The 12631-nt window shown below is 33.2% G+C and carries 12 protein-coding genes and 1 other RNA gene; 8 read left to right on the top strand and 5 right to left on the bottom strand.

Annotated elements, in window-relative coordinates; all coding sequences use genetic code 11:
- Positions 1–3 precede the first annotated feature (3 nt).
- Genes V7719_RS13940 through V7719_RS13930 form a run of 3 tightly spaced genes read right to left on the bottom strand, consistent with a single transcriptional unit; the run spans position 4 to position 4835 of the window.
- Positions 4–660, bottom strand: coding sequence for a hypothetical protein (locus V7719_RS13940; RefSeq protein ID WP_335730538.1), 657 nt, complete (start codon positions 658–660; stop codon positions 4–6).
- On the bottom strand, positions 661–3138 hold the full coding sequence (locus tag V7719_RS13935) for a TonB-dependent receptor (protein WP_335730537.1): 2478 nt from the start codon (positions 3136–3138) through the stop codon (positions 661–663).
- Between the two features lie 11 nt (positions 3139–3149).
- Positions 3150–4835 (bottom strand): M23 family metallopeptidase, encoded by a 1686-nt coding sequence (locus tag V7719_RS13930; protein WP_335730536.1) that lies wholly within the window; start codon positions 4833–4835, stop codon positions 3150–3152.
- Between the two features lie 282 nt (positions 4836–5117).
- Between V7719_RS13930 and V7719_RS13925 the strand changes: the two genes are divergently transcribed.
- The 4 genes from V7719_RS13925 to rny all read left to right on the top strand — a co-directional run bounded on the left by V7719_RS13925 (position 5118) and on the right by rny (position 7551).
- A complete protein-coding gene (locus V7719_RS13925; protein ID WP_335730535.1) occupies positions 5118–5408 on the top strand; it encodes a hypothetical protein in 291 nt (96 codons plus the stop codon).
- 15 nt (positions 5409–5423) lie between these two features.
- On the top strand, positions 5424–5717 hold the full coding sequence (locus V7719_RS13920) for a cell division protein ZapA (protein ID WP_335730534.1): 294 nt from the start codon (positions 5424–5426) through the stop codon (positions 5715–5717).
- 56 nt (positions 5718–5773) lie between these two features.
- Positions 5774–5919, top strand: a non-coding RNA gene (ssrS, locus tag V7719_RS13915) — 6S RNA.
- A 54-nt stretch (positions 5920–5973) separates the two neighbouring features.
- Positions 5974–7551, top strand: coding sequence for a ribonuclease Y (gene rny, locus V7719_RS13910; protein WP_335730533.1), 1578 nt, complete (start codon positions 5974–5976; stop codon positions 7549–7551).
- A gap of 33 nt (positions 7552–7584) precedes the next feature.
- On the opposite strand, the gene V7719_RS13905 is transcribed toward rny, so the two are convergent.
- On the bottom strand, positions 7585–8763 hold the full coding sequence (locus V7719_RS13905) for a PAS domain-containing sensor histidine kinase (RefSeq protein ID WP_335730532.1): 1179 nt from the start codon (positions 8761–8763) through the stop codon (positions 7585–7587).
- Positions 8764–8818: 55 nt separating this feature from the next.
- Positions 8819–9727 carry a site-specific tyrosine recombinase/integron integrase gene (xerA, locus tag V7719_RS13900; RefSeq protein ID WP_335730531.1) on the bottom strand — a complete coding sequence of 303 codons (909 nt, stop codon included), beginning with the start codon at positions 9725–9727 and terminating at the stop codon, positions 8819–8821.
- Between the two features lie 240 nt (positions 9728–9967).
- Here xerA and V7719_RS13895 point away from each other — a divergent pair, with 240 nt between their 5' ends.
- From V7719_RS13895 to V7719_RS13880, 4 genes are all read left to right on the top strand, one after another.
- Complete coding sequence (locus tag V7719_RS13895) at positions 9968–10450, top strand: outer membrane beta-barrel protein (protein WP_335730530.1); 483 nt, start codon at positions 9968–9970, stop codon at positions 10448–10450.
- A gap of 543 nt (positions 10451–10993) precedes the next feature.
- Positions 10994–11608: an outer membrane beta-barrel protein gene (locus tag V7719_RS13890; RefSeq protein WP_335730529.1), complete on the top strand. Its 615-nt coding sequence runs from the start codon at positions 10994–10996 to the stop codon at positions 11606–11608.
- Positions 11609–11685: 77 nt separating this feature from the next.
- A complete protein-coding gene (gene aroQ, locus V7719_RS13885) occupies positions 11686–12105 on the top strand; it encodes a type II 3-dehydroquinate dehydratase (RefSeq protein WP_335730528.1) in 420 nt (139 codons plus the stop codon).
- A 42-nt stretch (positions 12106–12147) separates the two neighbouring features.
- Positions 12148–12630: an outer membrane beta-barrel protein gene (locus V7719_RS13880; protein ID WP_335730527.1), complete on the top strand. Its 483-nt coding sequence runs from the start codon at positions 12148–12150 to the stop codon at positions 12628–12630.
- Position 12631 lies beyond the last annotated feature (1 nt).

The raw sequence follows: 12631 nt of genomic DNA, 5'->3' as shown, positions 1-12631 counted from the left end.
TATTTAAAAGCCTCTGATTTCCTTAGCAATTTTAACTACTGTATTTCCGCCAGATTCTCCAAAAATAGAAATGTAATTTCCAGTTGAATTGTTAATAATCAAAAAGCTGTTACATAGATAATGGTATTCAAAAAAAAGTTTTTCTATAAATTGATTTTTGTCTTGTTGCCAATTGATATAACTAACTCTATTAAATTTTATACTTTCATCTTTTTTGTGAACCCAGAATATTTTGTAATCAAAATAAGTCTTTAATTTTCTTAAATAGCCTTTGCCATATATGTTATTTTTAATTCCGTTAGATCTAAAATGACCATTATTGCAAGTATCTCTTCCTGGGTGGTATAAGATAATGCTGAATTTTTCTTCAGGTGTTTTTGTGTTAGTATTCAAATTTGAAAATAGCTTGGCACGTTGCGATTTATTTAACCTACCGTAATTCTTTCGCTTTACCAACTGTCTGAGGTAGCATGTATCATTCTCAAATGTGATGGAAAAATAGCTTTCGTTTATATGAGCGTTTCTGGATGATTTCTTAATAAATACGTCTTTTGGTATACTATATCCATTAACATCTAAGTAATATACGGGCTTTTCAATAGTTTGACTTAAACATGAAAAGCTTAATAGTAATGAAATGGTAAACAATAACCCTTTCATCTAAAACTTAGCACTTAATCTCACATTAAACACACGTGGTGTCAAGAAATTAGGGACTGCAAATTGACGCTTGCTATATACATCTCTTATCCAAGTATTGGTAATGGAGTTTTGCGCGTTGAACATATTAAAGATTTCAATACCAATAGACAGTTCTTTTAAACCTTGTTTCCATTTCGATGTGTATGTTTTATTTGGATCTACTAAGACATAAGAGATGCCTAAATCTGCACGTTTGTAGTCACGTAATCGTGTTTGGAAATCGTAAGGATCTGCAAAACTTGGCGAACCTCCTGGAACTCCCGTGTTGTACACCAAATTCAGATACATTTTTAGTTCTGGAATGTTTGGTACGTAATCTTGAAATAAGACACCAAACTTCAAGCGTTGGTCTGTTGGTCTTGCGATAAAACCGCGATCGTCAATATTTTCTTCGGTTTTTAAATACCCAAAACTAAACCAGCTTTCGGTTCCTGGAACAAATTCTCCGTTAAGACGTAAATCTAATCCGTAAGCATAAGCTTTCGCATTATTTTTGGCTCTGTAACGAATTCTTACATTCTCTAGAGTATACGGGTTAACATCACTAAGATTCTTGTAATACGCTTCGGAAACGAGCTTAAATGGGCGATCCCAAATTTTAAAACTATACTCGTTACCGATAACAATATGAAATGACTTTTGCGCTTTTACATCAGGTTGAACAACACCGGAAGAATCACGAAGTTCACGATAAAAAGGGGGTTGGTAATAGACACCTCCAGCAATACGGAACAACATATCTTTTTCCCAATCTGGCTTAATCGCAAACTGAGCTCTCGGACTAAAAACTGTTTGAGTGGAAGAGGATAGGCCATCTTGATTTGGTACATTACTATTTACGGTCCAATTATGAACTCTTACACCAGCATTATAGAACACTTCGTTTTTGCCTAACATTGAGCGTTTACTCCATTGCAAGTAAGCCTGTAGTCTGTCAATTTTCACAGCATTGGTTGCTCTTACATTTTGAAAAGCCACCAACGGACCTTCAAAAGGCTCGTAAGGTTGGTTGTTAGGGATTTCAAAAATTGGTGGTCTTACTGAAAACCCAGCACTATCGATTATTTCCCATTCTACTTGACGATCTCTAATGTCTTCATGTGTGTATTTTAGCGACCATTCAAGTGTGCTCTCTTCATCAAGCTTATAGTCACCTTTGTGCTCAACATTAAAAATAACAGCATCCAAATCGTTTCTGGCATGCGTTAATTGAGAACCAATACCTTCAGAAAATTCAACTTCTCCCAAATTCTCATCTCCAATATTACTGTTGACTTCTCCAAGTCTGTATTGCGCTAAAATATCGAAATACTCTTCTTCTGTGGTATGGTATGCCGAAGCAATGAACTTTAAGGTTAAATCTTCTGAAGCAAAGTAATTCGCTTTAAAAGCGCCAAATGTGGTTAGGTATTCATCTTCTTCCTGACCATCATAAAAAACGAGAAGTGCCACAGGTTCGTCTAGGGTTCCAAAATTAGTCTGTCTATTTTTAGGTCTGAAATTATATTTATTCAACGAGATATTTCCGAGAAAATTCAAATGGAATTTATCTGAAAATTTATAAGTCAGGTACGTTTGAGCATCTGCAAAAACAGGTCTTACGTTGGTTTCTGTTTCTAAAGAATTAATCAATAAACTATTATCTCTATAACGCAAACCTATAATACCCGAAAATTTAGAATCCTTGCTTACCGCTTCTGCAGCAACACTTCCGCCAAGTAAACTCGCATCTGCGCGAACGCTAAAACGATTTGGATTGCGATAGGTGATATCTAGAACTGATGATAGTTTATCACCATATTTGGCTTGAAAACCACCAGCAGAGAATTCCACATTTTGAACCAAATCGGTATTGACAAAACTCAAACCTTCCTGTTGCCCTGAGCGGATTAAAAACGGCCGATATACTTCAATTTCATTGACATAAACCAAATTCTCATCAAAGTTTCCGCCACGAACAGAGTATTGTGTACTTAATTCATTTGAGATATTTACACCTGGTAAAGTTTTTAGAATATTTTCAACGCCTGGCTGAGCACCTTTTATGGTTCTTAAAATTTCAGGAGTTATTGTGGTTACACCATCAACCGATTGTCTCGTATTTGTATTAATTACAACTGTAGCGATTTGTTCAACTTTAACACTCATTACAGGGTTAAACTGTATTTCTTGACCATTTTTTAAATTAAAAGTGGCTTCTACTTTTTTATGACCAAGGTGGGTGAAGACGAGCGTAATATCTCTGTTTGCTGGAACTTTAATGATATAGAACCCGTTTTCATTAGTAGTTGTTCCGTCATTACCAGCTATTATGTTAACACCAGTGATTGGTTGTTCAGCGTCGTCTAAAATGACACCTCTTATAGTAGCGTTTTGGGATATTCCGGATAAAGAAAAGCCAATTAAGGCAATGAGTAGTGTGATGTTTAGCTTCAAAAGGTCAATTTTTATTTTCTAAAAAAGGTTGATTCAAATGTAGTACTATTTCCAACATTATCGGTAACAATTATTTTAAGATTGTTTTCAGTATCAGTAATGATGTTATCATCAAAATTGTAAGTTAAGGTATCTTTTTTATAATCATACTCCATAAGAATCCATTTTCCGTTAATTGTTGCTCTATAATTACTAATACCAGATAACTCATCATCAATTTTTACTTTAAGATGATCTAGCTTACTCAACCATTTTCCTTTTTGAAAATTTACAGGCGTTATGATTGGGTTAATCGTATCTCTCGTTAATGCAAAGGTTCCTAGCGATTTAGTTCGAGCTGATAATTTATTACCAATACGTTTTGTGTTTATATAACTCGGTCTTTGGTAATAACCGTATAATTTGGCTATAAAAAATTTGCTTTTATCATCTTCACTAAAGTTGCTGATGTCATAGTTTATTGTAAAACTTTTTGTTAGAGCAACAACATCCCTGTGTAGTTTAAGGGTGTCATTTCTAACATTAAAATCTATATAAAAGTCCTCGTAAAATGAGTCTTTTGGAAAATAAACGGATACATTATCTTTTTCAAGTTCATTAACCTGATCTGCATAAATATAGGTGTTTGGTTTAATTTCAGGAGCTACAAGAATCTCCTTTGCAGGTTTGCCTTTTATAGGAATTGAAAGCCATGACTCGTTGCCTTTAAAATCTCTTAATCTAACCTTATAAACGGAACTTGTGCTATCTTCAACTTTGATATAACCATCAGAATTGATGTCCTTAAGCATGCTTAATGTATTTCCTGATTGGACAAATAACTTCTGAACTCTGGTCCTCTTTTCTTTGTATACCTCGAAGTCAATAAATCGATTGATATGTTTAGATTCGTTAAAACTGAAACGTTTAAAATCCATTTCAAAGTTCTTATTTCCGTTATAGAAGGCTTGAATATTACTAAGCCCATTTTTATTGTTTGCCAAATCCTGCTGATCGTAACTTACAATTCCAAAACCAATATCACCTAAAGCTTCAATAGGCTCTGTGTTGTAATCTCCATTCTTATTAGGAATTAATCTCAGTTCAGATCTCTTTTTTATGTCATTCACATGAGAGTTTCTGTCTTTTGGATAGACATAAACTCCAGAAAGAAATGGCCGTTTAGTGTCTTTAATATCTATACCAAAGAGCATAGGATTTATTGGTCGCTCTTCATTATCACGAATTTCAAAATGTAGATGCGGACCACCAGAGCTCCCTGAGTTTCCGGAGAAAGCCACAATCTCATCTGATGAAATAGGTAATTCATTAGATGAAGGAAATTCCTCTACTTCATAGCTTTCCTTTTCGTACTGACAGTCTTTTATGAACTTCTCGATTCTCGGTGAAAATTTACTTAGATGAGCATAAACGCTTACGTAGCCATTAGGATGTGTGATGTAAAGCGCTTTTCCGTAGCCAAAATGGGAGACTTTAATTCTACTTACATAACCTTCCGCAGCTGCATATATTTTTAATCCTGTACGTTGTTGGGTTTTAATATCCAAACCAGAGTGAAAATGGTTGGAACGTAACTCTGCAAAAGATCCTGATAAGATAAGTGTTACATCTAACGGGCTTCTAAAATAGTCTTGGGGATATGGGGATTGGCCGAAGCTAAATTGAGATATAAAAATTAAGACAAAAAGATATTTCATGTTGAGGGTGTATACGTTAAACTTCTTTAACGTAAAAATATTGATTTTAATTAAGTATAGAAAATATTCTACGTATACATTTTAGATTTATGTAGTGAATATCACCAAAAACGTAAAAATAGCAAACAAATACTTATAAAAAGGAATGGAATTAAATTTATAAATTGTTTAGCACGAGTGATTATGCCTATATATGTCATACTAATTTAAAATTAATAGAAAAACTGTTGCTATTTTTCAGTTAGTATGTTAACTTTGTTACATCAGTATTGAAATTTGTAAATGAGTAAAATTGAAGATGTTGTAGATTCTTTAGAGAATAAAATAAGTAAAGTTTTGCATAGACTTGAAGTTTTAAAGCAAACCAACGCAAAGATTTCTGAAGAATTAACAATACAACAACAGAAAAACCTTCAGCATCAAGATGAAATAAGTTCTTGGGTTGAAAAATATGAATCACTCAAAGTTGCAAATTCATTGCTGGGCAGTGACGAAAATAACAGAGAAACTAAGCTCAAAATAAACACATTAATTAGAGATATTGACCATTGTATTGCGCAATTATCTGAGTAATGTTAATCAAATTTAATGGCAGAACAGCTTAAAATAAAGCTATCTATAGCTAATAGAGTATATCCTTTAACTATTGCACCAAGTCAGGAAGAAGGATTGCGTAAAGCGGCTAAGAAAATTGAAGCCATGATAAGTCAGTTTGAGCAAAACTATTCAGTAAGAGATAAACAAGATGTGCTAGCCATGTGTGCTTTACAATTTGCTTCTCAAGTTGAACAGAAAACAATAGATAAAGCCAGTGTTAGTGAAGAAGTAGAGGAGAAGCTTAATGCTTTGGATCAATTACTTCAAAAACACATAAGTGCATAACGTTCTTTTAAATAAACAATAGGTTACTGCCTACATTAGTTATTATTTTTTGATAAACTCAACGTTAATTCTTTAAAAAGGGTGAGTTGAAGTTGTAAAACCGTGCTGCTAATATTGTATGTGCTGAACTTGTTTCAGTAACACAATATTTGGGCAGATTTTTGATCAGCTTGTTAGCCCTAAACTTGTTTTTAAGGAGTTTATACAAAATCCAAAACTGATGTAGGCTTTTTTTATATATAAACACTAACTAAACATGGATACGAACACAATTTTAATGATTGTTGGAGGCGTAGTACTAGGTATTGTACTAGGATATATTATTGCTAAGGCATTAGAAAAAAACAACTCATCAAAACTTATAAAAGGAGCAAAAAACGAAGCTAATTCGATTTTGAAAATAGCGAAGAGTGAAGGAGAATCTATCAAAAAAGATAAGATACTTCAGGCTAAAGAAAAGTTTATTGAGCTCAAGTCTGAACATGAAAAAGTCATTTTGTCGCGTGACAAGAAAATGGCCGAAGCAGAAAAACGAACTCGAGATAAAGAGTCTCAGATTTCTAACGAATTGGCTAAAAACAAAAAGTCAAATCAATCTTTAGATGATAAAGTCAAGGATTACGATTTCCGTTTAGAATTTTTAGAAAAAAAGAAAGACGAAGTCGAAAAAGCGCATAAGAGTCAAATTAAGCAGTTGGAAGTTATTTCTGGACTAGCTGCAGAAGACGCCAAGGCACAGTTAGTAGAATCACTTAAAGGTGAGGCTAAAACAGATGCGATGAGCTACATTCAAGATACTTTAGAAGAAGCAAAGTTAACGGCACAACAGGATGCTAAGAAGATTATCATTAATACGATTCAACGTATAGGTACTGAGGAAGCTATAGATAACTGTGTCTCTGTATTTAATATAGAATCAGATGACGTTAAGGGTAGAATAATTGGACGAGAAGGTCGAAATATTCGGGCCATTGAAGCTGCTACAGGTGTAGAGATTATTGTTGATGATACTCCAGAAGCTATTATTTTATCATGCTTTGATTCTGTGAGAAGAGAAATTGCTCGATTGTCATTACACAAATTAGTTACAGATGGAAGGATTCATCCAGCTCGTATTGAAGAAATCGTAAAGAAAACACAAAAGCAAATCGAACAAGAAATTGCCGAAGTGGGTAAACGGACTGTTATCGATTTAGGAATTCATGGGTTACATCCAGAGCTTATTAAAATGATTGGACGTATGAAATACCGTTCGTCTTACGGCCAAAACTTATTGCAGCATTCACGTGAAGTTGCTAAACTTTGTGGTGTTATGGCAGCCGAATTAGGTTTAAATCCTAAACTTGCAAAACGCGCAGGATTGTTACATGATATTGGAAAAGTGCCATCTTCTGAAGCTGATATGGAAACACCTCACGCTATTCTGGGTATGCAGTGGGCAGAAAAACATGGCGAAAAGGCTGAAGTTTGTAATGCTATAGGTGCTCACCATGATGAAATAGAAATGACCACATTATTGGCACCTATTGTTCAAGTGTGTGATGCCATTTCAGGAGCAAGACCAGGAGCAAGACGTCAAGTTTTAGATTCTTACATTCAACGTCTTAAAGACCTTGAGGAAGTGGCTTTCGGATTTAGTGGTGTTAATAAAGCTTATGCGATTCAAGCCGGACGTGAATTACGTGTTATGGTAGAAAGTGAAAAGGTTTCAGATGAACAAGCTGCAAACTTATCGTTTGAAATTTCTCAAAAAATTCAAACAGATATGACCTATCCAGGACAAGTTAAAGTGACTGTAATTAGAGAAACGAGAGCAGTTAATATTGCGAAGTAATTTTCGATGAAATACTATATAAAAGCACTCTAACTAGAGTGCTTTTTGCTTTTTAAATGTGAGTATAAACGTAGTACCTTCATTGAGATTACTCTCCACATCAATAGTCCCTCCAAGCGCTTCAACTTGAGTTTTTGTAATATATAATCCAATACCTCTAGAATCTTCTCTATCGGTACCATGAAAGGTTTGATACATTTCAAATAGTTGATGTTTAAACTTATCGATGTCTATCCCAATCCCATTATCGGAAACTAAAATTTTAAGTTCCTTACTTGTATGAATCGATTGCAAAATCACTTTAGAATTGCGTTCGTTAGATTTATACTTTATGCCGTTAGAAATTAAATTATGCAAAATACTCTCTATATAAGATCTATTTGCCACTAAAAAATCATCTTTTCTTATCGAGTTGTATAGGGCAATTTCATTATTTGCAATGTCAATTTCAAGACTATCGATGATTTTTTCTGCACAATCAAAAATATTTACACGTTCATTAAGCTCTTGAGTATTAGATTTTGACTTTATACTGATAATGTCATCTAAATCAACAATTGTAGTTGTTAATGCTTCGGAAATCGTATTTAAGTGCTCTATAAGCTCTACTTTTTCCTCTTCCGAATTTGTGTCATCATAAAACTCTAGTATATTTTTGAAATTACCAATATGAGTTTTTAAATTATGTGAAACTATGTGCGTAAAATTATGAAGCCTTTGGTTCTGGCTTGTAATTAACTGAAGGTACTTTTCCGATTGTTCATCTTTCTTTTTTCTGTAAGTGACGTCCGTATGAGTTCCAATAATTCTTGTTGGCTTACCATTTTTATCTCTCTCTACAACTTTTCCTTTATCTAGAACCCATTTATAGTTTCCATCTTTGCATAATACGCGATGTTCATTTCTGTAAGTGTCTAAATGTCCGTTTAGGTGTGCATTGAAATCTTTAAAATAGGTTTCTAAATCTTCTGGGTGAACTCTTTGATTCCATTCCATTGCCGAATTAGTTAGTTCATGGTCTTGGTATCCGAGTATTTCTTTGGATACCTTAGAATAAAATACCTGATCTGTTCTCGAGTTGTAATCCCAAAGGCCAACTTCAGAGTTTTCTAAAGCAATTTCCCATTTAAATTCGTCAAGTGATTTTTCGTTTTTTGATGTATTGTGCGAATTCGATGTAAAGCCTAAAATTTTTTTCCACCACAATTTCATAAAGAGTATTTACAATTAAGACCCCCTTTATTTTAAAATGTCACGAAAAATGCAACTATTTTCTGGGATGATGTTTTAGAAGTACTTCTTTAAGGTGGGAGCGATCTACATGCATGTAAATTTCTGTTGTTGTAATGCTTTCATGGCCAAGCATAAGCTGAATGGCTCTCAAATCTGCTCCGTTTTCCAAAAGATGTGTAGCAAACGAGTGTCTAAAGGTGTGGGGAGAAATAACCTTGTTAAGGTTAATGGCTTTTGCCAAATTTTTAATAATGGTAAAAATCATGGCTCTGGTTAATTGTTTCCCTCTGTTGTTTAAAAACAAGGTGTCTTTATATTCTGGATGAATGTTGATTTTTACTCTTTCTTCTTTCCAGAAATTGATATATTCCTGAGTGTTGGGTCCAATAGGGACAAAACGTTGTTTGTTTCCTTTTCCTGTAACTTTTAGAAAACCTTCATCAAAAAACAGATCTGATAGTTTTAAATTAATAAGTTCACTTACTCGAAGTCCACAACTATAAAGTGTTTCTAGAATAGCCCTGTTGCGTTCACCAATTCGTATAGCATTAAACTCTTTGCCTAAATCTATGGCCGAAATAAGTGAATCTATCTCATCTATAGAAAGTGTATCTGGCAACTTTCTACCAATTTTAGGAGATTCTATATGATCTAAAGGATTTGTCTTTCTATAATCCTCAAATACCAGATACGCGAAAAAACTTCGTAAACCAGAGATGAGACGTGATTGAGACCTAGGATTTAACTGTTTTGAAGCATCATATATAAACGACTGAACGGTTTCATAATCAATTTGAATAGGGGAAATGGATATGTTGTTGGCTTCTAGATAATTGATAAGCTTTTCAACATCCAATTCATAATTCGTTATAGAGTTGGCAGACAAACCTCGTTCAATTTTAAGGTAGTATTTGTAATCATTTAGCGCATTTTGCCATTTCATAGCCAGAAGTTGGTACTTAATAAGTAAAAATACTATAAATATTTGGCTTAAAACCTATTTATATCCTACGACATGTGTCCTGTTCTTTTATATAATTGTTAATAACTATAGTTTGTATAATACTTATTTATAAAGACTTATAGATTAATGTTTATAAAATTGTTAATAACATCATAGATAATATTCACAATGATAAAAAAAAGTTTTTAATTTCAAGTAATCAATTTTAAAACTTTTATTATGAAAAAATTAATGTTATTTGCTGCAATTGCAGTTTTTGGATTAACAAGTGTGACTGCACAAGGTCAATTTAGAGCTGGTATTTCTGGCGGTCTTCCAATTGGTGATGCCGGCGATTTAGCTACTTTTTCCATTGCTATAGATTTAGGGTATTTATTTGAAATATCTGATGATTTAGAAGCAGGACCAGTAACTGGTTATTCACATTCAGTTGGCGACAGTGATGTAATTGATGAAGATTTTGGATGGATTCCTGTTGGAGGAGGCATTCGTTTTCATGCATCTGAAGATTTTACATTAGGAGCCGATGTAGGTTATGCCATTGGCGTAAGTCCTAGTGAAATTGAGAGTGGCTTTTATTATGCACCTAGAGTTCAATATGGTGTAAGTGATAAAATAGATATTGTGCTCTCTTTTAGAGGCATTAGCTTAGATGGCATTACATGGAATACAGTAAACTTAGGAGTTGATATCGGATTATAATATTTAACAAACTCTATATATTAAAGGAAGTCTTTATGGCTTCCTTTTTTTGTTTCCTGTTTTTTTAATGACAGATTCATAATTTTAAAATAGCCTTTAATAGGGATGTTCTCTTTTTTTAATATACTGTCATCGTTCTCTTTATAACATTTATATCCCTCAAATATTGCTGCCTTTTTGTTCTCGTTCAAATTTATAATCTGATTACGATATTTTACACACTTAATTGTAAGTAAAATCTTATTATCGCCTACTAAATTTAGCTTAATAAATTATTTGTAATTATTGCTGTACCAGTATTTGGAGTTTTTAATCTCAATACAAAGTTTGGTTTTATATTCAATAATTTATAAAAGAATCAACACTCAACTAGATATGACTATTACGTTATCGTCACTTTTTTTTTAAATAATCAGCTTAAATGTAATTTTATTCGATGAATTACATTAATTTATATGAAATTTCTTATTTTAAATAAAAAAATAGATTTATGTTTGCCGACCAATTTAAAATTATAAATCAATTTATTTAAATTTTATTATTATGAAAAAATTATTACTTATGGCTGCAGTTGCAGTTTTTGGATTATCAAATGTAAATGCGCAAGATGAAAAAACCACCGGAGGTTTTACCAAAGGAGATGTTTACGTATCAGGTACAGTTGGATACAACAATACTAAATTTGGTGACATTAAAACAGATCAACTTACTTTTGCTCCAACTGCGGGATTCTTTATCACTGAAAATATTTCTCTAGAGGCAACTTTACTTGTTGGATCTGGTGAAGCTACTATAGACCTTGATGGAGATTCAGTTGGTGTTGATAATTCTACTTTCGGTGGAGGATTAGGTGCGACTTATTTTTTTACGCCTGCTAGTCAATTTTCTTTCATTGTAGGTGCTGGTGTATCTTATACTAACAGTAAAATAGAATTTAATGCTGGTGATTCTGCAGAATTAAAAACCAACACTTTTGTTGTTGCTGTTGCTCCAGGTCTTAACTATTTCGTATCTGCTTGTTTCGCATTAAGAGCTTCTGTTGGAGCTTTATCTTATACTAGTGCTAAATTAGATGTTGACGGTGCTGAATCGATTAATTCTTTTGGATTAAACCTAAACTTATCTGATGTCAACTTTGGTGTGACTTATAAATTCTAATTTTATATTTATAATATATTAAAAACCGAAGCCAAGTGCTTCGGTTTTTTTATGCCAAATTTTAATATCTTTACTTCATGAAAAAGCTCATCATTATCAATGGACCTAACATCAACTTATTGGGTAAGCGTGAAACTAGTATCTACGGAACTATAACATTCTCAGATTTTTTTGAGACGCTAGTCCATAAGCATCCTAATGTAACGTTAGAACAGTATCAATCTAATATTGAGGGCGAGCTTATAGATAAAATTCAAGAGGTAGGGTATAGTTATGATGGGATTATTCTTAATGCTGCAGCTTATACACATACATCGGTAGGAATTGGAGATGCCATAAAAGCCATTGAAACACCAGTCATAGAAGTTCATATTTCAAACACGTTTTCAAGAGAAGAGTTTAGACACCAGTCTTACATTTCTCCTAATGCAAAAGGAGTTATATTGGGCTTCGGATTGAAAAGCTACGAGTTGGCTTTACAGAGTTTCTTGGATTGATACCAAATTTAAAACACGTCTTTTTGACATCATTTTTATATCATGAAAACAACGCTATATAGTATTGCTTTTTCTTTGTTTTTAAGTTTCAACTTAAATGCACAATCTCATGTTGATTTCGGAATTAAAGGCGGCGTAAACCTTACTTTTTTTAAGATTGTCGAAGCCAATTTTGGTCCGAATGTGGAAACAGAAGTCGGTTATTATGGTGGCGTATTTGTCGATTTTTATGTTGATGAATCGTTTTCTTTCCAACCAGAAGTACTTTATATCGATCTTGGGGATTTTAAATTTTTAAATGCACCTCTTTATGCCAAGTATCAGATGGCCAATAATTTTGATATTATGCTTGGTCCTAGTTTGAACTACTTTTTTGATTTTTTTAATAATAAGTTCAAAGTTAGAGGAGATGTAAGTATGGCATACCATATTACTAATGCCCTTGATGCACACATAAAATATACCTTAGGTTTTCAGGAGATTTCACCTAACGGGCTCTTTTTTGGTATAGGCTATAGGTTATAAA

It is taken from the genome of Psychroserpens sp., from assembly GCF_036960315.1.
Taxonomy (GTDB): Bacteria; Bacteroidota; Bacteroidia; order Flavobacteriales; family Flavobacteriaceae; genus Psychroserpens.
Note: the sequence above shows the minus strand (reverse complement) of the source record. Positions and strands in the feature narration are given on the sequence as shown.

Excerpts from the sequence above, each read along its gene's own strand:
- V7719_RS13930 (WP_335730536.1), bottom strand. The coding sequence starts at position 4,835 with ATGAAATATCTTTTTGTCTTAATTTTTATATCTCAATTTAGCTTCGGC.
- V7719_RS13940 (WP_335730538.1), bottom strand. The coding sequence starts at position 660 with ATGAAAGGGTTATTGTTTACCATTTCATTACTATTAAGCTTTTCATGT.
- V7719_RS13880 (WP_335730527.1), top strand. The coding sequence starts at position 12,148 with ATGAAAACAACGCTATATAGTATTGCTTTTTCTTTGTTTTTAAGTTTC.
- rny (WP_335730533.1), top strand. The coding sequence starts at position 5,974 with ATGGATACGAACACAATTTTAATGATTGTTGGAGGCGTAGTACTAGGT.
- xerA (WP_335730531.1), bottom strand. The coding sequence starts at position 9,727 with ATGAAATGGCAAAATGCGCTAAATGATTACAAATACTACCTTAAAATT.
- V7719_RS13920 (WP_335730534.1), top strand. The coding sequence starts at position 5,424 with ATGGCAGAACAGCTTAAAATAAAGCTATCTATAGCTAATAGAGTATAT.
- V7719_RS13925 (WP_335730535.1), top strand. The coding sequence starts at position 5,118 with ATGAGTAAAATTGAAGATGTTGTAGATTCTTTAGAGAATAAAATAAGT.
- V7719_RS13905 (WP_335730532.1), bottom strand. The coding sequence starts at position 8,763 with ATGAAATTGTGGTGGAAAAAAATTTTAGGCTTTACATCGAATTCGCAC.
- aroQ (WP_335730528.1), top strand. The coding sequence starts at position 11,686 with ATGAAAAAGCTCATCATTATCAATGGACCTAACATCAACTTATTGGGT.
- V7719_RS13890 (WP_335730529.1), top strand. The coding sequence starts at position 10,994 with ATGAAAAAATTATTACTTATGGCTGCAGTTGCAGTTTTTGGATTATCA.
- V7719_RS13895 (WP_335730530.1), top strand. The coding sequence starts at position 9,968 with ATGAAAAAATTAATGTTATTTGCTGCAATTGCAGTTTTTGGATTAACA.